General features: G+C 57.5%; 24 protein-coding genes. 16 read left to right on the top strand and 8 right to left on the bottom strand.

Annotated elements, in window-relative coordinates:
• Positions 1–108: 108 nt before the first annotated feature.
• Both RBH71_RS02705 and ligD read right to left on the bottom strand, forming a co-directional pair.
• A complete protein-coding gene (locus RBH71_RS02705; RefSeq protein WP_111802390.1) occupies positions 109–786 on the bottom strand; it encodes an SOS response-associated peptidase in 678 nt (225 codons plus the stop codon).
• A 54-nt stretch (positions 787–840) separates the two neighbouring features.
• Positions 841–1,893, bottom strand: coding sequence for a non-homologous end-joining DNA ligase (gene ligD, locus RBH71_RS02710; RefSeq protein ID WP_323687053.1), 1,053 nt, complete (start codon positions 1,891–1,893; stop codon positions 841–843).
• A 283-nt stretch (positions 1,894–2,176) separates the two neighbouring features.
• Between ligD and RBH71_RS02715 the strand changes: the two genes are divergently transcribed.
• Genes RBH71_RS02715 through RBH71_RS02725 form a run of 3 tightly spaced genes read left to right on the top strand, consistent with a single transcriptional unit; the run spans position 2,177 to position 7,615 of the window.
• Entirely contained in the window at positions 2,177–2,929 is a 753-nt protein-coding gene (locus RBH71_RS02715; RefSeq protein WP_113556554.1) for an ImuA family protein, read from the top strand.
• On the top strand, positions 2,850–4,361 hold the full coding sequence (locus RBH71_RS02720) for a Y-family DNA polymerase (RefSeq protein ID WP_035252484.1): 1,512 nt from the start codon (positions 2,850–2,852) through the stop codon (positions 4,359–4,361). Before RBH71_RS02715 ends, RBH71_RS02720 begins: the two co-directional genes overlap by 80 nt.
• Positions 4,358–7,615, top strand: a complete 3,258-nt coding sequence (locus tag RBH71_RS02725; RefSeq protein WP_323687054.1) for an error-prone DNA polymerase — start codon at positions 4,358–4,360, stop codon at positions 7,613–7,615. The genes RBH71_RS02720 and RBH71_RS02725 overlap by 4 nt, the downstream gene beginning before the upstream one ends.
• A 49-nt stretch (positions 7,616–7,664) precedes the next feature.
• On the opposite strand, the gene RBH71_RS02730 is transcribed toward RBH71_RS02725, so the two are convergent.
• A complete protein-coding gene (locus RBH71_RS02730; RefSeq protein ID WP_080830938.1) occupies positions 7,665–7,991 on the bottom strand; it encodes an XRE family transcriptional regulator in 327 nt (108 codons plus the stop codon).
• On the bottom strand, positions 7,988–8,347 hold the full coding sequence (locus RBH71_RS02735; protein WP_111802010.1) for a type II toxin-antitoxin system RelE/ParE family toxin: 360 nt from the start codon (positions 8,345–8,347) through the stop codon (positions 7,988–7,990). Before RBH71_RS02735 ends, RBH71_RS02730 begins: the two co-directional genes overlap by 4 nt.
• A gap of 437 nt (positions 8,348–8,784) precedes the next feature.
• Here RBH71_RS02735 and RBH71_RS02740 point away from each other — a divergent pair, with 437 nt between their 5' ends.
• From RBH71_RS02740 to vapC, 8 genes are all read left to right on the top strand, one after another.
• A complete protein-coding gene (locus RBH71_RS02740) occupies positions 8,785–9,078 on the top strand; it encodes a sensor histidine kinase (RefSeq protein ID WP_323687088.1) in 294 nt (97 codons plus the stop codon).
• A 32-nt stretch (positions 9,079–9,110) separates the two neighbouring features.
• Complete coding sequence (locus tag RBH71_RS02745) at positions 9,111–9,440, top strand: hypothetical protein (RefSeq protein ID WP_111802011.1); 330 nt, start codon at positions 9,111–9,113, stop codon at positions 9,438–9,440.
• A 312-nt stretch (positions 9,441–9,752) separates the two neighbouring features.
• Positions 9,753–10,103, top strand: coding sequence for a hypothetical protein (locus tag RBH71_RS02750; RefSeq protein ID WP_162763680.1), 351 nt, complete (start codon positions 9,753–9,755; stop codon positions 10,101–10,103).
• Positions 10,091–12,271 (top strand): prolyl oligopeptidase family serine peptidase, encoded by a 2,181-nt coding sequence (locus RBH71_RS02755; protein WP_112361284.1) that lies wholly within the window; start codon positions 10,091–10,093, stop codon positions 12,269–12,271. The genes RBH71_RS02750 and RBH71_RS02755 overlap by 13 nt, the downstream gene beginning before the upstream one ends.
• Positions 12,272–12,631: 360 nt before the next feature.
• Positions 12,632–12,883 (top strand): antitoxin, encoded by a 252-nt coding sequence (locus RBH71_RS02760; RefSeq protein WP_003519379.1) that lies wholly within the window; start codon positions 12,632–12,634, stop codon positions 12,881–12,883.
• A complete protein-coding gene (locus tag RBH71_RS02765) occupies positions 12,880–13,191 on the top strand; it encodes a type II toxin-antitoxin system RelE/ParE family toxin (RefSeq protein WP_113556473.1) in 312 nt (103 codons plus the stop codon). Before RBH71_RS02760 ends, RBH71_RS02765 begins: the two co-directional genes overlap by 4 nt.
• 225 nt (positions 13,192–13,416) lie before the next feature.
• Positions 13,417–13,647 (top strand): type II toxin-antitoxin system VapB family antitoxin, encoded by a 231-nt coding sequence (vapB, locus tag RBH71_RS02770; protein ID WP_003519381.1) that lies wholly within the window; start codon positions 13,417–13,419, stop codon positions 13,645–13,647.
• Positions 13,647–14,048, top strand: coding sequence for a type II toxin-antitoxin system tRNA(fMet)-specific endonuclease VapC (gene vapC, locus RBH71_RS02775; protein ID WP_038496209.1), 402 nt, complete (start codon positions 13,647–13,649; stop codon positions 14,046–14,048). Before vapB ends, vapC begins: the two co-directional genes overlap by 1 nt.
• A gap of 67 nt (positions 14,049–14,115) precedes the next feature.
• Here the strand turns inward: vapC and RBH71_RS02780 are convergent, their stop codons facing one another.
• Positions 14,116–14,673, bottom strand: a complete 558-nt coding sequence (locus RBH71_RS02780) for a hypothetical protein (RefSeq protein WP_323687055.1) — start codon at positions 14,671–14,673, stop codon at positions 14,116–14,118.
• A gap of 231 nt (positions 14,674–14,904) precedes the next feature.
• Here RBH71_RS02780 and istA point away from each other — a divergent pair, with 231 nt between their 5' ends.
• Entirely contained in the window at positions 14,905–16,410 is a 1,506-nt protein-coding gene (gene istA / locus RBH71_RS02785) for an IS21 family transposase (RefSeq protein WP_112155708.1), read from the top strand.
• Positions 16,407–17,300, top strand: a complete 894-nt coding sequence (gene istB, locus RBH71_RS02790; protein WP_112155707.1) for an IS21-like element ISRel5 family helper ATPase IstB — start codon at positions 16,407–16,409, stop codon at positions 17,298–17,300. The genes istA and istB overlap by 4 nt, the downstream gene beginning before the upstream one ends.
• Positions 17,301–17,345: 45 nt before the next feature.
• Here istB and RBH71_RS26590 read toward each other — a convergent pair whose 3' ends face one another.
• Positions 17,346–17,651, bottom strand: a complete 306-nt coding sequence (locus RBH71_RS26590; RefSeq protein WP_413373855.1) for a DUF4238 domain-containing protein — start codon at positions 17,649–17,651, stop codon at positions 17,346–17,348.
• Positions 17,652–18,024: 373 nt separating this feature from the next.
• Entirely contained in the window at positions 18,025–18,783 is a 759-nt protein-coding gene (locus RBH71_RS02795; protein ID WP_416349572.1) for a nucleotidyltransferase domain-containing protein, read from the bottom strand.
• Between the two features lie 235 nt (positions 18,784–19,018).
• Here RBH71_RS02795 and RBH71_RS02800 point away from each other — a divergent pair, with 235 nt between their 5' ends.
• The gene (locus RBH71_RS02800; RefSeq protein WP_413373448.1) at positions 19,019–20,020 is read left to right on the top strand and encodes an alpha/beta hydrolase; all 1,002 of its coding nucleotides are present in this window, start codon (positions 19,019–19,021) and stop codon (positions 20,018–20,020) included.
• 45 nt (positions 20,021–20,065) lie between these two features.
• Here the strand turns inward: RBH71_RS02800 and RBH71_RS02805 are convergent, their stop codons facing one another.
• The gene (locus tag RBH71_RS02805; protein WP_111802017.1) at positions 20,066–20,875 is read right to left on the bottom strand and encodes an SDR family NAD(P)-dependent oxidoreductase; all 810 of its coding nucleotides are present in this window, start codon (positions 20,873–20,875) and stop codon (positions 20,066–20,068) included.
• A gap of 46 nt (positions 20,876–20,921) precedes the next feature.
• On the opposite strand from RBH71_RS02805, the gene RBH71_RS02810 reads away from it, so the two are divergent.
• Entirely contained in the window at positions 20,922–21,302 is a 381-nt protein-coding gene (locus RBH71_RS02810) for a winged helix-turn-helix transcriptional regulator (protein ID WP_003519392.1), read from the top strand.
• A 159-nt stretch (positions 21,303–21,461) separates the two neighbouring features.
• On the top strand, positions 21,462–21,995 hold the full coding sequence (locus RBH71_RS02815; RefSeq protein WP_111802018.1) for a TetR/AcrR family transcriptional regulator: 534 nt from the start codon (positions 21,462–21,464) through the stop codon (positions 21,993–21,995).
• The last annotated feature ends 66 nt before the right edge of the window (positions 21,996–22,061 follow it).

Genomic DNA, 22,061 nt, shown 5'->3' on the forward strand with positions numbered 1-22,061 from the left:
GAGACCTTATGTATCATTGTGACGACTGCGTCCAAGAGACGCGCGCCGCACGTTGCCGGCCGACTGTTAATCCCTGTCATGCTTCCCCCCCCGCGGGCTCAACATACTTCAAAAGAGGCTCGGCTCATCGTCCTTCTTCGTAGTAACGGGCGGTTGGACTATCACCAGCATGTTACCAGGGAGGGGTCGCTGCAGCACTTTAGCCTCTTCCCACGGCGCCGATAGCCAGAGATCGACCTCTTCCGGTGTTGTCAGGATCGCTGGCATGGCTTTCTCATGGATGGGACTGACCACCTCGTTTGGTGTCGTCGTCAAGAATCCGAAGAGCTCGTATTCCTGCTCACCATCCCGCACCTTTCGAATACCCTTCCAAGGTGTCCAGAAACCCGCGAAGAACATGAGCGGGCGGCTCTCGTCTTTCGCAAACCATGCGTTGGGAACGCGTCCACCGCGGACCCTGCTCGCAGGATCCGGCTCTGCAAACGACGTGAACGGCACGACGCATCTGCTGGTCGGCCCAAGCCACCGCCGCCAGTGTGGTGACGCCACGTTGCGAATGTTGGTGACGCCTGGATCGTAGTTCTTCACAAAGGCAGGTGGTGACGGCATGCCCCAAGTGAGGCGTGCGATCTCACGTTTGCCATCTTCAGCCACGCGAACGACGGGTGCCTTGTATCCCGGATAGACATCGAGTGAAGGTTCATTCCATCGTGCTGCATCGCGGAAGGCGTTGGTGAATTGAAGCACGGCATCGCTCGTCGTTGTGATGTTGTAGAGATTGCACATGGCACGTCATCCATCTCTGCCTGGGTCGCACTCTACCGCGTCGTGAGATTTTGGCTAGTCGAGCTTATAGACGTCGGTGTTGTCCTGCCGGTCCCGAAGGCCCTTATAGGATGCGTGGCGAAGCTTCCCGTCCGCCGTCCACGCCCGAAACTCGATCTCGGCAATCAGCGTTGGCTGGACCCAGACGATATCTGCTTTTCCGGAATAAGGCACCGGCGGCTCCTTCCGCTTCCAGCGCAGCTTGTCCATTATCTTGCGCAGCCTGATCATCTCGGCTTGCTTGAAGCCAGTGCCAACACTTCCGACATGGATGAGTTCGTCGACACGGTAGGCGGCAAGTACCAGAGAGCCGAAGCCGTCGGGTGACGCCGTCGATGGCTCATAGCCAACAACCATAAAAGCTTCGCTCTCAACGCATTTGATCTTGACCCAGTCCCCGGTGCGGCCGGAACGATAGGGCTGATCGAGGTGCTTGCCGACGATGCCCTCGAGACGAAGGCTGCCAACGTGTTCCAGCAGGATCGCGGGATCGGCGTCAATGGTTTCCGAAAGGCGGATCGCGCCGTCATTGTCCTTCAGCGTATCCTCGAGAAGATGCCGGCGTGAGCGGTATTCGACATTCCGCAGATCATGACCGTCGAGATAGATAAGATCGAAGGCGTAGAGGATGGCGTCCGAAGCTCGGTTGCCAGCAGTCTTTCCAGAGGCACCCAACGATTTCTGCAGCAGCCCGAAATCCGGCCGCCCTTCATCGTCAAGCACAACCGCCTCGCCATCGATGATCATCGTTGCCGGGCCAAGCGCCCGGGCAGCCTGCTCGATCGCCGGAAACCGGTGCGTCCAGTCATGGCCACCACGCGTGAGGATGCGGACCCCTGTCGGCTCGATGTGGATAGCCAGGCGATAGCCATCCCATTTCAGCTCCCAGCTCCATTGGTCGCCTTGTGGAGGGTGCGCCTTCAGTTGGGCTAGCGCCGGCTCGACGCGATCGGGCATCGGATCAAACAGCAGCTGTGGCTGTGCGGGATTGCGTTTCCGACGCGGCTTTGACCGTAGCGGAGCTTCGGTATCACGAAGGAGCGGCTTTGATCTCGGTGGCTTCGTCATGCAAACGAGTTCAGCACGAAAACCTTAAGAAGATTGTGACGCCGTTCATCTATCCCCGCTATCCACCGTTTTGAACCCGACGGACGCAAGGGCTGCAAAAATTTCTGTTTCCCCTTACCTCCTTGAATCCTTTTCGAGATCTTCGACTTTGCTAATACTGGGATAATATTCCTCAACCATGTGGTGCTTGACTCTTTTGCATTACGAGAACAAACAATGAACATATAGCCCGTACGACATAATGTCGATCCTTTGAACACGACCTTGAAGGGAGCCGTGAACGATGACTGCTGCCCGCCAGAGGGTGATTTGCGACTTGCGAGACCGCATCGCGTCGATGGAAGGGGTATCCGCGAAGCGGGCCGGAACACTTTCTTTTGGCGTTTCCGAGATCGATGCGGCCTTGCCTGGCGGGGGCCTCGCCTATGGCGCGCTGCACGAGTTTGCAGGCGGTGGCTCCGGTACTGTCGATGGTGCAGCGGCCGCCCTTTGTGTTGCCGGCATTGCCGCAAGAACAAAAGGCCCCGTCATCTGGTGTCTGACGCGGCCGGATCTTTTTTTTCCAGCTCTTGCCCATGTGGGTCTGCATCCCGACCGCGTCATCTTTGTTGAATCCGACAAGGAAGAGGATGTGCTGGCCAATATGGAGGAGGGCCTTTCCTTTGGCGGACTTGGTGCCGTCGTCGGTGAACTTGTTCGCCTGCCTATGGTCAGTTCCCGCCGCCTGCAGCTTGCAGCCGAGCGAACCGGGACCATGGCGCTTGGCGTTCGCCGATGGCGGCGACAGACGGAGGCCAATGACTTTGGGCAGCCGACGGCCTCGACCACGCGGTGGCGTGTCAGCGTGATGCCGTCAGAGGAGTTGCCGGTACCCGGGGTGGGCAGACCTCAATGGTTTCTGGAATTGATGCGCGTGAAAGCGGGTGAGTGTGCTGAGTTTCTCGTGAGGGCGTGCGATGACAAGGGTCGTCTCGATCTATCTTCCGGATCTGCCGACGGATCGCATTCGTCGGGCCGATCCGTCTATTCCGCCTGAACAGCCAATCGCCGTGATCGCGAGAAGCGGTTCGAAGCGATGGGTGTCTGCTGCCGATCCGGCTGCCAGAAAGGCGGGCGTGCATGCCGGCATGGCGGCGGCAAAGGCGCAGTCGCTGTTTCGCGGCCTGATGCTGGTTGACGCAGATTCGCAAGCCGATCAAGCCGCGCTGGAGCGCATCACGCTCTGGGCGCTGACGATCTATTCGCCGATCGTCGCCGTCGACGGGATTGATGGTATCGTCATGGATACGGAAGGCGCCGATCATCTGCAGGGTGGTGAACTGCCGATGGTGACGAAGATCGCCAACCAGTTTCTTGCCCGAAAACTGACGGCGCGCGTGGCGGTTGCCGACAGCTGGGGTGCTGCCCATGCTTGCGCCCGCGCAATCAATCGCGAAACGATTGTCGTTCCTCCGGGCGAGACGGCCCGTGCCGTCGAAAAACTGCCGATTTCGCTTCTGCGCCTGCCGTCAAAGATCGTCTCTGATCTGCGCATTCTCGGTTTCCAGACAATCGGCGAGCTTGCCAACACCCCGCGGGCCCCGCTGACATTGCGCTTCGGTCCGGAGGTCGGTCGCCGTCTCGACCAGATGCTCTGTCGTGTCGCCGAGCCGATCGAGCCCATCCGGACGGCAGAGCTGGTTGAAGTCTCCAAGGCCTTCGCCGAACCGATCGGGGCTGCGGAAACAATCAATAAATATGTTGGCCGTCTAGTCGTCCAACTCGTTGACGAACTCCAGCAGCGCGGGCTTGGCGTTCGCCGTGCCGACCTGATCGTCGAGAAGGTCGATGGCACGAGACAGGCCATCCGCGCCGGAACCGCCAGGCCCGCCCGCGATGTCGCCTGGCTGACAAAACTGTTTCGGGACCGGACGGAAAAGATCGAGCCGGGCTTCGGAATCGAAAAGCTGATCCTGCTCGCCGTGATAGCCGAGCCTCTCGAGGAGGCTCAGAAAGCCTCTGCTCTGGTCGAGGATGAGGTCACTGATGTCACGCCGCTGATCGACCTCTATGGAAACCGGGGGCAGAGGGTCTATCGCGTCGCACCGGTCGCCTCCGATGTGCCGGAACGCTCTGTCCAGCGCATCAGCCCCGTCGCCGAACCGATCGCCGTTGCCTGGGTCAGCCATTGGCGCCGCCCCGTTCGTCTCTTGCCGAGACCTGAGTTGATCGAGGCGATCGCGCTGATGCCGGACCGGCCCCCAGTCTCCATCGTCTGGCGTGGCAAACGCCGCAAGGTCAAACGTGCCGACGGCCCGGAACGCATTTTCGGGGAATGGTGGCAGCGAGATGCCGAAATGGACGCCGTGCGCGACTACTTTGTCATCGAGGACGAAGCAGGCGAGCGCTTGTGGGTGTTCCGCTCCGGCGACGGTATTGATCCGGAAACCGGGTCACACCGCTGGTTCTGCCACGGGATATTCGCATGAGCTATGCCGAGCTCCAGGTCACGACACATTTTTCGTTTCTGCGTGGTGCCTCGTCGGCGCAGGAGTTGTTTGATACTGCAAAACTCCTTGGGATCAGTGCGATCGGCGTCGTCGATCGTAATTCGCTCGCAGGCATCGTCCGCGCCCTTGAAGCATCCCGCGCGACGGGTCTCCGCCTCGTCGTTGGCTGTCGCCTCGACCTCGCCGACGGTATGTCGTTGCTGGTCTATCCGATGGATCGTCCGGCATATTCGCGGCTGACCCGGCTCATCACGCTTGGCAAGTCGCGCGGCGGCAAGAACAACTGCATTTTGCACTGGGACGATGTCATGGCTTACTCGGAAGGCATGATCGGCATTCTGGTGCCGGATCTGCCGGACACCACATGCGCCGCGCAGCTTCGCAAGTTGGCGCACGTTTTTGGTGATCGAGCCTATGTATCGCTGTGCCTGCGCCGGCGACCCAACGACCAGATGCGGCTCCATGAGATTTCCAACATGGCGGCACGGTTCAGGGTCAAAACCGTTGTCACCAATGACGTGCTGTTTCATGAGCCGGGTCGGCGGCAGTTGCAGGACATCGTCACCTGCATCAGGCATAACACAACGATCGACGATGTCGGCTTCGAGCGCGAGCGTCATGCCGACCGATATCTGAAGCCTCCGGAAGAAATGGCTCGCCTATTTCCGCGCTATCCGGAGGCCCTGGCACGAAGCATGGAGATCGTGCGTCGTTGCAAGTTCTCGCTTGAGGAACTGACCTACCAGTACCCGGAGGAAGCCATTGTGCCGGGCAAGGATGCTCAGGGATCGCTGGAGCATTATGTCTGGGAATGCGCGCCTGACCGTTATCCGGAAGGCCTGCCACCGGATGTTTTAAAGACCGTTCGGCACGAGCTCGATCTCATCCGCACCATGAAATACGCGCCGTATTTCCTCACCGTGTTTTCGATCGTGCGCTTCGCCAGAAGCCAGGGCATTCTCTGTCAGGGCAGGGGATCGGCGGCCAACAGCGCCGTCTGCTATATTCTTGGCATTACCTCTATCGATCCCTCGACCAACGACCTCCTGTTCGAGCGTTTCGTCAGCCAGGAGCGCGACGAACCGCCGGATATCGATGTCGACTTCGAGCATGAACGGCGCGAGGAGGTCATCCAATGGATCTACAAGACCTACCGACATGACAAGGCAGCCCTCTGCGCCACCGTTACGCGGTATCGTGCCAAGGGAGCGATCCGCGATGTCGGCAAGGCGCTCGGCCTGCCGGAAGACGTGATCAAGGCGCTGTCATCAGGCATGTGGTCCTGGTCGGAGGAAGTGCCCGACCGAAACATCCGCGAGCTCAATCTCAACCCCGACGACCGGCGCTTAGCGCTCACCCTGAAACTGGCGCAGCAGCTGATGGGTGCGCCACGCCACCTTGGCCAGCATCCAGGAGGATTTGTCCTCACCCATGACCGGCTGGACGATCTCGTGCCGATCGAGCCGGCAACGATGAAGGACCGCCAGATCATCGAGTGGGACAAGGACGATGTCGAGGCGCTGAAGTTCATGAAGGTGGATGTGCTCGCACTCGGCATGCTCACCTGCATGGCAAAGGCGTTTCATCTCATCCGTGAGGATAAGGGCGAGGATCTCGATCTGTCTACGATCCAGCAGGAAGACGCAGCCACCTACGCAATGATCCGAAAAGCCGATACGCTCGGGACCTTCCAGATCGAAAGCCGCGCCCAGATGGCGATGCTGCCGCGCCTGAAACCCCGCACCTTCTACGATCTCGTCGTGCAGGTGGCGATCGTCCGGCCCGGTCCTATCCAGGGCGACATGGTGCACCCCTATCTTCGCCGCCGCGAAGGCAAGGAGCCGGTCGAATATCCCACACCCGAGCTTGAGGCCGTGCTCGGCAAGACGCTGGGCGTGCCGCTGTTTCAGGAGAGCGCCATGCGCGTCGCCATGGTCTGCGCCGGTTTTACCGGTGGCGAGGCCGACCAGCTGCGCAAGTCGATGGCCACCTTCAAGTTCACCGGCGGGGTCTCCCGCTTCAAGGAAAAACTCGTCTCCGGCATGGTCAAGAACGGTTATTCGGCGGAGTTCGCCGAAAAGACCTTTTCCCAGCTCGAAGGTTTCGGCAGCTACGGTTTTCCGGAAAGTCACGCGGCATCTTTTGCGCTGATCGCCTATGCATCGAACTACATCAAATGCCATTATCCGGATGTCTTTTGTGCCGCCCTTCTCAACAGTCAGCCGATGGGTTTTTATGCGCCCGCCCAGATCGTTGGTGATGCGATCAAGCATGGCGTCGAGGTGCGACCCGTGTGCGTCAACCGGTCGCGCTGGGACTGCACTCTGGAAAAGATCGGCAGCCTTGATCGGCATGCTGTCCGGCTTGGGTTTCGGCAGGTAAAGGGACTGGCTGTCGCTGACGCAGCGCGGATCGTGACGGCACGCATGAATAGTCCTTTCTTATCCGTCGATGACATGTGGCGCCGGTCCAGCGTGCCGACGGAGGCCCTTGTCCAGCTGGCAGAGGCCGATGCCTTTCTGCCATCGCTCGAACTCGAGAGGCGCGACGCGCTCTGGGCCATCAAGGCGCTGCGTGATGAGCCATTGCCGTTGTTTGCCGCCGCGACTGAGCGCGAGATGGCGGCAATTGCTGAGCAGCAGGAGCCGGAGGTCGCCCTTCGGCAGATGACGGACGGGCACAACGTCATCGAAGATTACAGCCATACGGGCTTGACGCTACGGCAGCATCCGGTTGCGTTCCTGCGCAGGGACCTGTCGGCACGCAACATCATCCCTTGTGCGGAGGCGATGAATGCTCGGGATGGGCGATGGGTTTATACTGCAGGTCTGGTGTTGGTGCGCCAGAAGCCCGGGTCGGCCAAGGGTGTCATGTTCATCACCATCGAGGACGAAACAGGCCCTGCCAACATCGTCGTCTGGCCGTCACTGTTCGAGAAGCGCAGGAGCGTGCTGTTCGGATCCTCGATGATGGCAATCAATGGGCGGATTCAGCGGGAAGGGGAGGTCGTGCATCTTGTCGCGCAGCAACTCTTCGACCTGTCAGCGGACCTTGTCGGTCTGGCTGATCGGGATACCGGGTTCAGGCTGCCGGCGGGGCGGGGCGACGAGTTTGCCCACGGCGGCGGCGGGCCGGATTCACGGGGCAAGCCAAAGCCTGTGGTCCCGAGGGACCTGTTCACACCTGATCTTCATATCGATACGCTGAAGGTGAAGAGCCGGAACTTTCATTGAGCGATCTGGATAAGTGTAAAGTCGGAGGCTCTACTGGTTCAAAGCGATGTTACTTCTCGGTGGCCAATTCGCTGAAATTCTTGATGTTGACCGACGCGTCGGGAAACCTCGCCGTAATCTCCAACGTGCCACCCAATGCTTCGATATAGCGTCGCAGATTGCTGACATAAATATCGGCGCGCTGCTCCAGCTTTGCGACAGCCGGCTGTTTCACATGGAGTGCGCGTGCCACATCCTGCTGAGTTTTTTCACGGGCCACGCGCAGCTCGTGTAACGCCATGTCTTCAAGAATTGCCTTGGTCGCTTCATCGTTGCGGGCCCGGCGTTCTGGCGACATTCTGTTGCGCAAGTCGTTAAAGGAGCGATGTCCAGTCATATCAACCCTTCCTTCCCGATCTCGATCAGGTAATTGTCATATAGTCGATCAGCGACCGGAATCATGATTTCATAAAAGCGGTCGTCGCCGGTTTTATTTCCACCGACGAGCAAAATAGCAGTGCGACGCGGATCGAAAGCGTAGAATACCCGGTAGGGTTCGCCGCCGCTCTGAATCCGCAGTTCCCGCATATGTTCGTGCTTTGAACCTTCGATGCCGGATGAGTAAGGGAAGGGAAGTTGCGGTCCTTTGGCTTCTAGAAGCCCGACTACCCTTACAATATCGTCCTGAACGGCCTCGATCAGTGCCGTGTACCACTCACCAAACTCATCGGTATATTCAACGCTCCAACTCATCGGTGCTCCAAATGTATTCCATCTGTGGAATATTTCAAGCGATATTCCACAGACGGAATAACTTGACCCCTCAAAGTTGACAAGAGGAGATGGCGCCGAGCTGTTGGCGCCCAAGACGATCGTTCCATCGAACTTGTGATCTGGAGCCTGCGTGAGAACGACGTTGTACCTCGATGCGGCTTCCGCAACCGTCCGGAATAATCCGCTTCACGCTGCATGCGAGCCGTCTCCAGCAGTTATGCCCATCGACGCCAACCCGACGTCGGAGCGAGGGAACAACCGGCAAGGCGATCGGGGAAGGCGATGGATCCGTATCTGCACGATTATTGTGGATCCAAGGCAGGTCTATGGGGCGTCCCAATCCCGCTCTTGATGGATGGCTTCCTGGTCCAGCCCCGGATCTACGTCGATCAACCCGCTGACGTGATGCGGGTGCAATCGAACGCGTTATGACAAACCTCGTCCAGAACGCGATCGAGCACGGTGGGCGCCATGTCGTTCTGCGCGTGACAGGTTCAGGCTTCGAGGTTGAAGACGATGGTCCGGGCATACCCCTTGAAGAACGCGATCGCGTCTTCGAACCCTTCCATCGCCTGCGACCACGTTCGACGGGCAGCGGCCTCGGCCTGAACCTGGTGCAACAGATCATTGAGCGGCACGATGGCAGGGTTTCGATCTTCAGCGGGCCCGGCGGGGGAACCATCGTGCGTGCCGAATTCAGCTTACAGTGACAGGACCGCCAACCAGACGCTATGGAGAACCTATGAACGAGAAGTCCTGCGCCTTGCCGACGCCCGAGCAACAGAAATTTCTGGAAATCCGCGAAGCTGCAGAGCACTCGATGCTGGAGACGGTGTTCAAAGCGATCGATGAGGCGGCAGCCGAAGTCGCGGGAAGCCTCGAAAAGGCGGGTCTTCAGTTCGAGCCAACCAGCAAAGACTATTTCCTGTTCACGGTTCAGCAAGTTGCCTTCATCAGCCTCTGCGGCGGCGATCCGCATACCATGCAAGGCGGCGATCCGGAGCTGGGTCAACGGATTGTCAACAATGGCCAGCACATCATCGACCACTACTGGCGAAGCGGCAGAGATTAGAATCCTCTTTGAGTTTCAGCCGGTTGCGAACGCTCGAATACCGGCAGATTCGCATGTTTCTGCTGAAAGGACCGTCTCTGGGGCGTCGAGTTCCTCCTGGCGAGCCAATCGATCCTGGATTTTGAGGTTTCGGAGTTGGATCGTTGAGGGCGCGATAGCCACGCTCGGCCGCCAGCGTGACTGACGGCTGCAGGATCGTACGATGCGAAGCATTTCCTGCCAGCATTTTATTTCCCGATCCCATGTTCTCGCAATCTTGCCCTGTTTTTCTCGCGCCATCGCCAATGAGGGCGCCGAAAGGAGACCAAGGACATGATAAGACACAACCCTACCAGTCGGCATAGAGCTATTTTGATCGCGCTCGCCGCGCTTCTGAGTGCTGGTATCGCGGACACCGCATCCGCTATCGATTGGGGCCGCGAAGCGCACCGGGAGGACAGCAGAACCTGCGAAAGTTTCGGCGCGGTTCACGGGAGGGATTATACGAGATGCATGATGGACCAGCAGCGCCGCCGCGACGATGCCTTACTCAATGCTTACGAGCAGCAGCGCAACAACGCCGAAGCTGCGCGCAACAATGTGGAGACCGTCCGCAGGATGCGCTGCAACCGTGAAGCAGAGCGTGCGCGCCAACGTGGGGAGCGGCCACAATGGTGCCGTTGATGTCCCGGCGACGCTTCGGCAAAGCAATCTGCGCGTTCGCGTTAGTGGCGGGCACGCAGAGAACTGGTTTGGCGGGAGAAAACACGGCGAACGTTCCTTCGCCGAATCCTGATGCCAAACCGATCGTTTATCCCCAGATAAAGCGCGATACGGTCGTCGAGACGCAGTTCGGTGTGTCGGTGCCCGATCCTTATCGGTGGCTCGAGGGCGATCCTCGCACCGACACGGATGTCGCTTCCTGGATCGACACGCAGCGGCGGTTCACGACGCAGCATCTTTCCCACCTTCCTGCACGCGACGTGTTCCGCCGATCGCTCGTCTCGACCTTTGACTATGAACGCGTCGGCATCCCACAGAGGAGCGGGGGCCGCTATTTCTTTACGCGGAGAGCCGGTGGCCAGAACCAGCCCCTGCTGGTCATGCGTGATGATGCCGGCCAAGAGCGCATTCTGCTTGATCCCGCGACATGGTCGACGGATGGCACCGTCACGTTCGCGGAATGGAGAGCATCGCGGGACGGGAAACGCGTAGCTTATGCCGTTCAGGACGGTGGCAGCGACTGGCGCACCATCCGCGTCCTCGATGTGGCAACCGGCAAGGAGACGAGCGACGTTGTGCAATGGGCTCGCATGACCCAGATCGCATGGGCGAATGACGGATCGGGTTTCTATTACTCGCGGTACCCGGAACCAAAGCCCGGCCTTTCCGACGCCTCAGGCCTTATCAACCACGCGATCTACTTCCATCGGATCGGTATGCCACAAGCGGACGATACGTTGTTCTTCGCAACGCCGTCGAAACCCGGGCGGGTCAATTCCGCCGGGCTCACCCCCGATGGCCGCTACGCCATAATCTATTCGACCGAGGACCTGGTTCATGCTGACGTCTCGGTGGTCGACCTGGAGCAGGGTGATCAATCACCTCGAACTCTAATTGAAAATTCGACTGATCGGTGGTCTGTCATCGGCAATGTCGGTACAAAACTTCTGCTGACTGCCACCAAGGGGCCGGAAAGATCGAAGATCGTCAGCGTGGATCTCGCCCGTTCGGAGCCCGTCTTCATCGACGTCGTGCCCGAGCAGGATGCCCACCTGACCGGTGCATACATCGCTGGCGATCGGATCCTGGCAATATACTTCGTCGATGTAAAATTTGAGATGCGCCGGCTCCGGTTCGATGGAAGTCCCGACGGTGTTGTGAAACTCCCCGGCATGGGTAGCGTGCACGCTGTTTTTGGCGAACCGGGCAATCGAGAAGCCTTCATCCTCTATGGCAGCTTTAACCAGGCCGAGACGGTCTACAAGTACGACGTTGAGACCGGACAGCTGGTTGCCTGGGTAGAGCCCGCGATCGGCGCGGATCTGGCGTCGATCACTGTCGAACAGCGCTTCTTCCGTTCAAATGATGGCATGCGCGTGCCGATGTTCATTGCGCGCCGGAAGGACACGGTCGGACCGGTCCCGACCCTTCTGACCGGGTACGGCGCATTTGGGCTCAGCATGCCACCGGCCTATTCCGCGATGCTGACGCCATGGATATTGCAGGGCGGCGCAGTCGCTTTCGCCAACATACGTGGCGGCGGCGAGTACGGCGCGGCCTGGCACGAGGCAGGGCGCGGCCTGAAGAAGCAAAACAGCTTTGATGACATGATCGCCGCGGCCGAATATCTGCACGTGAGCAAGATGGCGCCGCCAAATGGCATTGCGATTTACGGCGATTCTGCTGGCGGCTTGATGGTCGGTGCGGTCGTGAACCAGCGTCCGGACCTGTTTGCAGCGGCGCTAACGAGCGTCGGCGTCATGGATATGCTACGTTTCGACAAATTCACTGGCGGAGCATTATGGCTTGGCGAATACGGCAATCCCGCCCGCGAGGAGGATTTCCGCAATCTGCTGTCGTACTCGCCGTATCATAACGTCAAGCCGGCCAGGCACTATCCGGCGATCCTGGTAACGACGGGTGAAGCGGATAATCGCGTGGTGCCGGCCCATAGCTTCAAATATATCGCCGCGCTGCAGGCCCTTGATCCCGGGCCACGCCCACGGCTGCTGCGGGTCGACACCCGTGCGGGCCACGGCGTGGGCAAGCCGACGACGAAGGTGATAGAGGAAGCAGCCGATATGCTGGCGTTTGCCGCCCATTGGACGGGTCTGAAAATAAGAGGGTAGAGGAGCTCTAATACAGCAGCGATGTATCCGCACATCTGCGGTCAGAGGCGGAGCATTCAACCCAAACTCGTCGGCACGACGTGGACATTCTTTTTGGTCTCGCGTTCAAGCTGGTTAAAGATGTGCGGTCTCTCGACATTTCCTTGGGTAACGAGACCTCTGATAAATGTGCGATGGAGGTTTGAATGTATTCATGAGCAAAACGAAAACGTCCGGCGATTGGGCGTGTGCTCGAGCGGAGCAAGGTGGGGGGGATCGGCGGCAAAGCCCTCCAAGGGTCATCGGGTTAAATATCAGCGGAGGTGGCCATATCCCAACATATGTGTTAATGTGGGTTTTTAAGTTTAGGAGATGCGTCAGATGAGCCGATTGACGATCGACATAACGGACCAACAACACCAAAGCCTGAAGGCGCTGGCAGCTTTGCAGGGCAAGACAATCAAGCAGTATGCACTTGAGCGCCTCTTCCCCGGTGACACAGACGCAGAACGAGCCTGGGAGGAGTTGAAGACGTTGATGAACACGCGCGTCAATGAGGGGCTTGCCGGAAGACTGTCGACTAAAACCGTAGGTGATATCCTCGATGAGGAGATTTCCGAGGGTCGTGCTTGACTGCCTATATCCTTACCGCGGAGGCTGAATCAGATCTACGTTCGGTAATCCGCTACATGCGTGCGCAATGGGGCGCTGCACATGTACGCCGCTACGTCTGGGGTTTGGAGCGAGGTATCTCAACCCTCGCCGAGGGCAGAGGTTCTTTCAAGGACATGACTGCGCTTTATCCGGCGTTAAGAATGGCGCGATGCCAGCACCACTACGTCTTTTGTCTACCTCGAGAGCATGCGCCAGCCCTCATCGTAGCGATTCTTCACGAACGAATGGATCTGTTGCAGCGTTTGGTAGATCGTCTGAACGAATGAAGTTTGGACGGCGGCGAGATTATGCGAGCGCAAGACCGACGAATCGCTGTTATCGCACGGTCGAAAAACGGGGTCGCCAGTTCTGATCCGTTCATGGCGAAGACGACTGGTTGCAATGCTGATCGCATGTGCCTAAGCAGGCCCATAATGTATATCCCATTGACATATCCCAAGCAAAGAACTATATAGGCTACGCAGTTATTGATGCAATCCGGAGGGATGTAGATGGAGCAAGGTGCAGTATTCCAGAGCAATCGGAGCCAGGCAATACGTTTGCCAAAGGCGGTCGCATTGCCCGATGACGTAAAGCGTGTCGATATCGTTGCGGTGGGACGCACTCGCATCATCGCACCAGCCGGTGAGATCTGGGACAGTTGGTTTGAAGGGGCGGAGGTGACATCCGACTTTATGATTGAGCGTGACCAGGCAGCTCCGCAGGAGCGCGAGGCATTCTAATGCTAAAGTATATGCTGGATACCAACATCTGTATTTTTACGATCAAGAATCGACCTCAGCAAGTGCGCGACGCGTTCAATCGCTCACATGATCAGCTTTGCATCAGCTCGGTCAGCCTAATGGAATTGATTTACGGAGCGGAAAAGTCAGCCAGTCCAGAAAAGAACCTTTCTGTTGTGGAGGGCTTCGCGGCGCGCCTCGAGGTGCTGCCATACGATGAATTAGCAGCAAGCCATACGGGTCAATTGCGGGCCGAACTGGCGCGCAGTGGCACTCCGATCGGTCCATATGATCAGTTGATTGCGGGGCACGCGCGCTCGCGCGGATTGGTTATGGTTACCAATAATCGTCGTGAATTTGATCGCGTACCCGGATTACGAGTGGAAGACTGGACTTCCTAGTTTCAAAAATGGATCACCTGACGGATCCCATAAGCATTCAACTACCGGGTCGTCGCACAATATCCCATTAAAGCGAAGACGCTGGCGAGGGGCAATTTCTACTCTCGAGCCAGTCCTTTATTATGTCGGGCGGATCACAGGGAATCCGTGATAATGAATCGATCTGCGCCTTCGAGCGTCCAGCGATAAGATATGCCTGCTTGGCCATGGCTTCGTTCACGCGCCTAACATCCATAGCCGCTAGGTGGTCTGTGTGCACACCCCGAGTATCGCAGTAGCCGACTGCCACGTCAGGCGCGATTGGCATGAACTGCACCCTACGTGCGCCCGTCATCTCGCCACGTGAACTAATCAATGCATCACCGCTCATATCGTCACCGAGAATGAACGATGTTTTAGGTGGTGCTACGTAGATGACCAATCCCAGGTTTCTGAACTCTTCCATCATCTCGTCAGGCATCGGATCAGCCTGCGCAGCGATGCGGGCGTTGTTCATCTCACGCAGAGTATTCTTTGGGTCAGTTTCCCAGGCTTTGATGTGCTCAAGCCACTGCTGTTCTGAAGCGATCTCTTTTATTACGGCCAGCAAGTCCTCTGGTTTAAGAAAGCGCTTGTGCCAAGCCACGGTGCGTTTCTGAGCATGGTAGACGTAGGTGTGCCATAGGTCCCAGTGGGTACTGTTTAGCGGCAATCTCGATGAGATTCAGCGTCAATCAGGATGAGACTCGCGCCGGGGTGTGACGGAGGGAGGGCGTAGCCCGATCGTAGTCATACCTCGGCGTGGCGCAGATTTTGGCGTCTCAAGATCGCGGTCGGTCCGGTACATTTGCGGTTTTCTGTATTGGAGAACCAATTTGTGCCGGGTCGCCATGTAACCGATCATCAGATGAGACTCTTCATGAAGTATCGACAAATGCATTCCGTTGAGGTTGCCGCTGCAAAAGCGTCGATCAGCAGGGCCACAGCCTATCGTCTCGGCAAAGAGACGCAACTTCCATCTCATAGCAAAGCGCCACGCGAGCGCCGCCGTCCTGATCCTTTGGAGCCGATATTCGAGACAGAAGTCGTCCCGCTCCTCAAGGCAGCACCTGGCATCCGCGCTGTCGCTGTTTACAACGAGATGCTGCGCCGGCATCCAGACCTTTCTGAAGGTATCCGTCGCACGCTCGAGCGACGCATCCGGTCGTGGCGTGCTGTCCATGGCGAAGCGCAGGAGATAATCTTCCGCCAGACGCACGAGCCGGGCCGGCTGGGCCTTTCTGATTTTACCGACGCCAGCGGCCTTGGCGTAACGATCGCCGGCGAACCGCTTGATCATCTGTTTTATCACTTTCGGCTTGCCTGGTCCGGCTTCGAACATGCCCACGTCATTCTCGGCGGAGAAAGCTTTGTCGCTCTGGCTGAAGGGCTTCAGAATGCCCTTTGGTCTGTCGGCGGCACGCCGCTTTATCATCGAAGCGACAGCTTGTCGGCTGCATTCCGCAACCTTGACGCCGATGCCAAGGTCGATCTTACACACCGATACGACCAGCTTTGCTCCCATTATCGAATGACGCCGACACGCAACAATAAAGGCGTCGCCCATGAGAACGGCTCGATCGAAAGCTCCCACGGTCATCTCAAAAACGCCGTTCATGATGCCCTGCTGATGCGAGGCACCACAGACTTCGATGATCTCACTTCTTACCGCGCCTTTGTCGACGAGATCGTCAGCCGTCGCAATGCTGCCCATGGCAAACGCATTGATGCGGAACGATCCCATCTGCAGCCGCTGCCTGAGCGTCGCACGACGGACTTCGAAGAGATCGTGGTGACGGTATCGCGCACCGGTGGGTTCACCTTGCGCAAGGTCTTCTACACCGTGCCGTCCCGGTTAATCGGCCACAGGCTAAGAGTTCGCTTGTTCGACGACCGGCTGGATGTCTTTGTCGGAGGTACGCACCTGATGACGTTGCGCCGGGGACGTGGCTACGCTGACGGGCGGCACGATCAGGTCGTCAACTACCACCACGTCATCCATTCCCTGCGCAAAAAGCCGATGGCGCTCCGGGGCCTCGTTTATCGCGACAAGCTTTTTCCGCGGGAGGAATATCGCAGAGCTTTCGAGACCCTCATCGAACAACTGCCTGACAAGCAGGCTTGCAAAATCACCGTAGAGCTTCTGGCGCTGGCTCATGACCGCGGCTGCGAACGCGAACTTGCCGAAGAATTGGCCAGGACACTCGATGCCGGTGACCTACCCGATCCAGCCGCCATGCGAACGCTCTTCGGCCCGGATCCAGCCGGGCTGCCTACCGTTCACGTGCAGCTCGCATCGCTCACCGGTTATGAGGCATTGATCGGCAAGGGAGAAGCCGCATGAAGAACGCCCACGTCATCGATGAAGCACGGCTCAGCATCATGCTCAATGAACTTCGGCTGCCGACAATCAAAACCCTGTGGCCACGATTTGCTGAACAGGCAGATCGGGAGGGTTGGCCAGCAGCTCGCTTCCTGTCGGCGATTGCCGAGCACGAGCTGGCAGAGCGTGCCCATCGCAGGGTTGAACGGCATCTCGCCGAGGCACACCTTCCGCCCGGTAAGACATTGGACAGCTTCGCCTTCGACGCTGTACCCATGATCTCAAAAGCGCAGGTTATGGCAATAACTGCCGGCGACAGTTGGCTCGCCAAGGGAGCGAACATCCTCATGTTCGGTCCGCCCGGCGGCGGAAAGAGCCATCTTGCTGCCGCTATCGGCCTTACGCTGATCGAGAACGGATGGCGGGTCCTGTTTACCCGGACAACCGATCTTGTACAGAAGCTCCAGGTCGCCCGCCGCGAACTGCAACTTGAGTCAGCAATCGACAAACTCAATAAATACGACCTGCTAATCCTCGATGATCTCGCCTACGTCACAAAGGACCAGGCGGAAACAAGCGTACTCTTCGAGCTGATCTCAGCGCGATACGAGCATAGATCAATCCTGATCACTGCCAACCAGCCGTTTGGAGAGTGGAACCGGATCTTTCCAGATCCTGCCATGACACTCGCAGCAGTCGACCGGCTCGTACATCACGCCACGATCTTCGAGATGAATGTCGAGAGTTATAGGCGCAGAACGGCCCTTGAGGAAAAGCGCCAACGGGGTCGGCCAGCTTCCTTCGCGACAATCAGAACCTCGGCGCAGGCTGTCGCGGAACGGCAATCAGAAAACGAAGAAGAACTTGTCAGCGACAATCAGCGTGATAACTTGATCTCGACCGCGACCTAAGAATCTCATCCAGATTGTCGCCAGCGTCTCATCCTGATTGCCGCGCTACAGGGTACGATTCATGATCGGCGTCAAGCCATGGCGAACTATGTTTAGGAACTCCTGGATAAAGGGCGCCGCGAGGGTCTCCAGTCGATCGAACCAATGCTCAATTGAATGGTCGCGCGCACCGTTTTTGTCGATAATCGTATATAGGTGATCCTCAACGAAGAGGTTTGATGGCTTTGTGATCCGAACGTCGCCATTGTTCATACCCCGGCGCCAAAAGTACAGGCCTCCACTCTCATTTTTGAAGTTTCGTTGCACCATGCGTGGAACGTAGTGATGACGATGTGGCGCGTTGCCCGACATTTGCGTAAATCTCAAAAAGCTGGCCGCCACGATATTTCTACCCAAGAGAATAAAAGAGGGGGCGGAATGGTTGCCGCTCGCAATCGGTTACCCTCTGCCTTCCAAATGCATGTGGGGTGCGCAAACTGGGGCCCATCAATAACGGGTCGCGGATTATAATCCCATCAAGAGCGAAACAAAACCAGGCGGTTGTGCTACCCGGCACCCGTTGCATCACCGCCGTCATGACTTCGCTACCTGCTGCAGTTTGTTTATGTGCTCGCGGCAGAGCGCCTCGATCAGGGCGTGAAGTTCTGCCGTTCGGTCCTGAAGCCAGGCGAGTGCCTCTTCGGAAATTTCGAAACGCTTCGAATAGCGGGCTTTGACGTAGGCTTCATTGAGAATGTTGTACCATGCGGTAAACCGCTGATGGTCCCTCGGCCATATGTCGACCAAACGGCGGTCGCGATCCTCCGAAAGTCCGCGCAGAAATTTGAGATTGTGCGATGCGGGGGGTGTAGTTGGTGAGCGTCAACAGATAACAGGAGTAGGCAGTTTCCACCGCTTGGTGAAGTATGAAAGCTGCGTGATTTGGTTGATCATCCGCTATTGCGTACCGTGCTAACTGAAGGAAGTAGCTCGCACTGCTGAATTGCTTTCCAAAATGCTCCTCGGCAACTCTCAGCGCATCGGCAGGGCTGAGAGGCTTGGGCTCGGCGAGCGGTCGGTCATCGAATTCGTAGAGAACTATGCCTTCCCGGGCGATATCGACGAAGAAGGCTTGGCCATCATGCAAGAAGTTGCTGATCTCGCGGGCACCATGCATGATAAGACCAACGGGTGTTTCGATCTCCTTGTCCCACATCAGCCGGTCAATGGCTTTGTCCCAGTATTTGGGATCGGCCAGTTCCTTGTTGCTGACGATGACGAGGATGTCGAAATCTGATCGATAGCCTTTAGACGTGTGCGGCTCGTCCACCCAGGTGCCACGGGCATATGAACCGAACAGGATGATTTTATAAATCCGCCCATCTTTCTTGGCTTCGGACTTCGAGCGCTCGACAATGCCGGCGAACTCTTCGTGGATGATCCGGACGACCCTTTCCAGTTCGCGCTGCTTCGTCTGCGGAAGATGTCCGATATCCGTTTTCATAGCCTAACCATCGATTCTTCTGAACGGATATTCTAGCCGTGATCGGGTGGCGATTGCTACTCCACATTGTTGTAGGGGTTGAGGGGCTAGGACGCCATTTTTCGGTTTAGGATCGAGGTCTGTCGGAATAAGAATACATGAACTACCTCCTGGTGGTCCAAGTTTCGTCCGCATCCCACCCCGCCAGAACCGTCAATATTCCATGCCGAAACACAGACATGTCGATATTCGACCAATGACAGAGCAAGAAATGAGCGATTTCAAAGGCAGCGCAGCCATCCCTTCACGGACAATTCACCCCCCACAGTCCATCAGCGTCGAAGCGCAAGCGTCACTGTCGCGTCTGGTCGACAAGGACGGCAGTCCCATCAATGAGCAGTATGAAATGCCCTCTCCGGAGGACTTTTCCGGCTGGATTAATATAAAAGCCGCAGTAGATGCGCATTACGCCGCCGCGGCAAAAGATCTTGCCGGGAGTTTGCAGTCCACAGTCGAGACAATTGTAGTCGAACAAGCAACGATCCATGTCGCGACGCCGCACGGGCAATTTGATGCTCGTAGCGCACTGATCGACCTGCATGGCGGCGCATTGGTGTTCGGAGGCGGTGAGGCCTGCCGCGTCAGTGCGCGTCGCCAGGCGCACCAGCATGTCGTTCGATGCTACGGCGTCGATTACCGGATGCCGCCTGAGCATCCATATCCGGCCGCTCTTGATGACTGCTTGGCGACGTATCGCCATGTCTTGACTGGTCATTCCCCCGACAAGGTGGTCATCTTGGGTCGATCGGCAGGCGGCAATCTGGCGACCGCCATGCTGCTGCGGGCGAGAGATGAAGGCATGCCAATGCCCGGCAGATTAGTCTTGCTCTCGCCACAGGTTGACCTCACCGAATCGGGGGACAGTTTCCAAACAAACCAGATGATTGATCTCGTTCTGCCGCGCCCGCTCAGATCAAACAACCTGCTCTACGCCGGTGGTGCTGATCTTTCCAATCCCTATTTATCGCCGCTCTTCGGCGATTTGGCGGGCCTTCCGCCGACATTTTTGCAGACCGGCACGCGTGACCTGTTCCTATCGAACACGGTGAGGATGCATCGAGCCTTGCGAAAAGCTGGCGTGGAAACAGAATTGCACGTCTTTGAAGCCATGCCCCATGGTGGCTTCATGGGTGGGACACCGGAAGACCAGGAACTCGAAGCGGAGATCCACCGGTTCGTCATGGCAAACTGGAACTGAGGCGGGGAACCCACACAGGTTTGGCGCAGCCCCTCTGTTGTCCTGCTACATCCCTGGCCACATTCCTCCGTCAAGTCGGAGGTTTGCTCCTGTGATATAGCCGGCAAGGGGGCTCGAGAGAAACGCAATCGCATCCGCAATCTCCTCGAGGGTTCCGACCCTTCCAAGGGGCACGTGAGCAAACATTGGCAGGATTTCTCTCTCTATGTCATTCCAGGGGGCGTCAATGGCCATCCCCCTCTCAATGGCTTTCTTACGGAATGCGGTATCCAAACTGATGCTATGCACCGTTCCAGGCGAAACGGTGTTTGCGGTGATGCCGTGTGCAGCAACGTCTTTTGCGAGCGACGCCGTCATCGCGATCATGGCTGCTTTGGCGGCAGAGTAGTCCGGTCGACTTGCAGGCGGCATCAGGGCCGTCAGGCTTGAGATGTTTATGATCCGACCCCACCGCGACGCTTTCATTGCGGGCAGAACGAGCGAGATGATCCTCACAGATGCGAGCACGTTCCTGTCATAGACAGCGGCCCACGTTTCAGAGCTTGTCGAGGTCCAATCCTCCGCCGGGGCAGATCCGCCGGCATTGTTGACCAGGATGTCGATCGAGCCTGCTGCAGCCTTTGAATCACGAACCAGACGATCGACCTGATCCGGCACTGTCAGATCGCCGAATACCGCGAAAGCATGACCTCCAGAGGATATGATATCATGCGCGACCTCCTCTGTTTTCATTCTGTCGCGACCGTGGACAAGGATCGTTGCCCCTTCCTTTGCAAGGCCTCTGGCCACGCCCTCGCCAATCCCCTTACTGCTTCCCGTGACCAGTGCAACCTTGTTTTGGAGTTGTAAGTCCATGATATTTCATCCGTGTTATCGTCTCCTGCAGATATGAGGTTCGTTGATGAAACAGGCAATTACGCACTTTAAAGTGCCTGTCGAGGACAGGGCGACATGCCTCGGAGCCGACGGATCTGTCTCTCATGTCAGTAGGGTGCTTCGGATGATCACAGGACGTTGGAAACTGCCGATCCTTTTCCGATTGTTCGCCGAACCATCATTGCGGGCATCGCAGTTCATGAGAGACATACCTGGGATATCCCAGAAGATGCTAACGCAACATCTCAGGGAACTGGAAAATGACGGCCTCATAAGCCGACACGACTTTCAAGAGCAGCCTCCTCGAGTCGAATACTCGCTGAGTTCAGCAGGCCACGGGCTTATGCCGATTTTGATGGCGGTCAGGGAATTCTCTCGGGATTATCCCGTCGATCGGCGTCTATAACTAACTTGGGTGCCGAACGCTTGGCGCAACATTCCGAAAATATCGCTTGTATTATGGACTGAATGGTTCCATATTGACTCCATGGTCAAGCGCACTCAAATATCCGCGTCCGTTGGTCGCCCTCGAGAATTTGAACTCGATGAAGCAGTTCGAAAAGCAATGCAGGTATTTTGGGATCGTGGATATCACGATGCATCACTTCCCGACCTGCTTGAGGGCATGGAGCTTTCCAGGGGCAGCTTTTATAAGGCTTTTGTCGACAAGCGAGGCGTCTATCTGCGTGCCCTCGACGCTTACATCGAGGACGCCGTTCGCTCGGTCGGTGAAACGCTGCATTCCAATCCGTCGCCCAAAGCCGCAATTCGAGACGCTTTTTCTCAACAAGTGGATCAAGCATCGGGAACGGAAGGACTGCGTGGATGCTTTGTCGTCTTTGCAGCTGTTGAAATGCTGCCAGAGGATAAAGAGGTCGCACCACGTATTTCCCGGCTGTTCAGACGGTTGCAAGATCTTTATGCGGCGGCGATCATAAGGGCCCAGGCCTTGGGCGAAATCGATCCAGGGCTGGATGAACGAACGCTCGCCAGGTTCCTCGTGTGTCAGATTCAGGGCATGCGGGTCCTGGCCAAGGCAGGAGCGGATCGCGCTGAGACGAGGGCCATGGTCGCACTGGCACTGAAGGCACTTGGCTGAACCAAATTTGGAACCAAATAGTTCCAAATGCTTAACATTGCAAACCGTCGATCGATTTTTTGGTCG

This window comes from Rhizobium sp. AN68, assembly GCF_030758035.1.
Taxonomy (GTDB): domain Bacteria; phylum Pseudomonadota; class Alphaproteobacteria; order Rhizobiales; family Rhizobiaceae; genus Agrobacterium; species Agrobacterium tumefaciens.

What these genes read in the sequence shown, in the direction of transcription:
- RBH71_RS02815 (WP_111802018.1), top strand. Translation starts at nt 21,462, where the DNA reads ATGCAGGTATTTTGGGATCGTGGATATCACGATGCATCACTTCCCGAC.
- RBH71_RS02720 (WP_035252484.1), top strand. Translation starts at nt 2,850, where the DNA reads ATGACAAGGGTCGTCTCGATCTATCTTCCGGATCTGCCGACGGATCGC.
- RBH71_RS02795 (WP_416349572.1), bottom strand. Translation starts at nt 18,783, where the DNA reads ATGAAAACGGATATCGGACATCTTCCGCAGACGAAGCAGCGCGAACTG.
- RBH71_RS02755 (WP_112361284.1), top strand. Translation starts at nt 10,091, where the DNA reads ATGGTGCCGTTGATGTCCCGGCGACGCTTCGGCAAAGCAATCTGCGCG.
- RBH71_RS02715 (WP_113556554.1), top strand. Translation starts at nt 2,177, where the DNA reads ATGACTGCTGCCCGCCAGAGGGTGATTTGCGACTTGCGAGACCGCATC.
- RBH71_RS02705 (WP_111802390.1), bottom strand. Translation starts at nt 786, where the DNA reads ATGTGCAATCTCTACAACATCACAACGACGAGCGATGCCGTGCTTCAA.
- RBH71_RS02725 (WP_323687054.1), top strand. Translation starts at nt 4,358, where the DNA reads ATGAGCTATGCCGAGCTCCAGGTCACGACACATTTTTCGTTTCTGCGT.
- RBH71_RS02810 (WP_003519392.1), top strand. Translation starts at nt 20,922, where the DNA reads ATGAAACAGGCAATTACGCACTTTAAAGTGCCTGTCGAGGACAGGGCG.
- RBH71_RS02750 (WP_162763680.1), top strand. Translation starts at nt 9,753, where the DNA reads ATGATAAGACACAACCCTACCAGTCGGCATAGAGCTATTTTGATCGCG.
- RBH71_RS02805 (WP_111802017.1), bottom strand. Translation starts at nt 20,875, where the DNA reads ATGGACTTACAACTCCAAAACAAGGTTGCACTGGTCACGGGAAGCAGT.
- RBH71_RS02745 (WP_111802011.1), top strand. Translation starts at nt 9,111, where the DNA reads ATGAACGAGAAGTCCTGCGCCTTGCCGACGCCCGAGCAACAGAAATTT.
- RBH71_RS02760 (WP_003519379.1), top strand. Translation starts at nt 12,632, where the DNA reads ATGAGCCGATTGACGATCGACATAACGGACCAACAACACCAAAGCCTG.
- ligD (WP_323687053.1), bottom strand. Translation starts at nt 1,893, where the DNA reads ATGACGAAGCCACCGAGATCAAAGCCGCTCCTTCGTGATACCGAAGCT.
- RBH71_RS02800 (WP_413373448.1), top strand. Translation starts at nt 19,019, where the DNA reads ATGACAGAGCAAGAAATGAGCGATTTCAAAGGCAGCGCAGCCATCCCT.
- RBH71_RS02730 (WP_080830938.1), bottom strand. Translation starts at nt 7,991, where the DNA reads ATGACTGGACATCGCTCCTTTAACGACTTGCGCAACAGAATGTCGCCA.
- vapC (WP_038496209.1), top strand. Translation starts at nt 13,647, where the DNA reads ATGCTAAAGTATATGCTGGATACCAACATCTGTATTTTTACGATCAAG.
- vapB (WP_003519381.1), top strand. Translation starts at nt 13,417, where the DNA reads ATGGAGCAAGGTGCAGTATTCCAGAGCAATCGGAGCCAGGCAATACGT.
- istB (WP_112155707.1), top strand. Translation starts at nt 16,407, where the DNA reads ATGAAGAACGCCCACGTCATCGATGAAGCACGGCTCAGCATCATGCTC.
- RBH71_RS26590 (WP_413373855.1), bottom strand. Translation starts at nt 17,651, where the DNA reads ATGTCGGGCAACGCGCCACATCGTCATCACTACGTTCCACGCATGGTG.
- RBH71_RS02735 (WP_111802010.1), bottom strand. Translation starts at nt 8,347, where the DNA reads ATGAGTTGGAGCGTTGAATATACCGATGAGTTTGGTGAGTGGTACACG.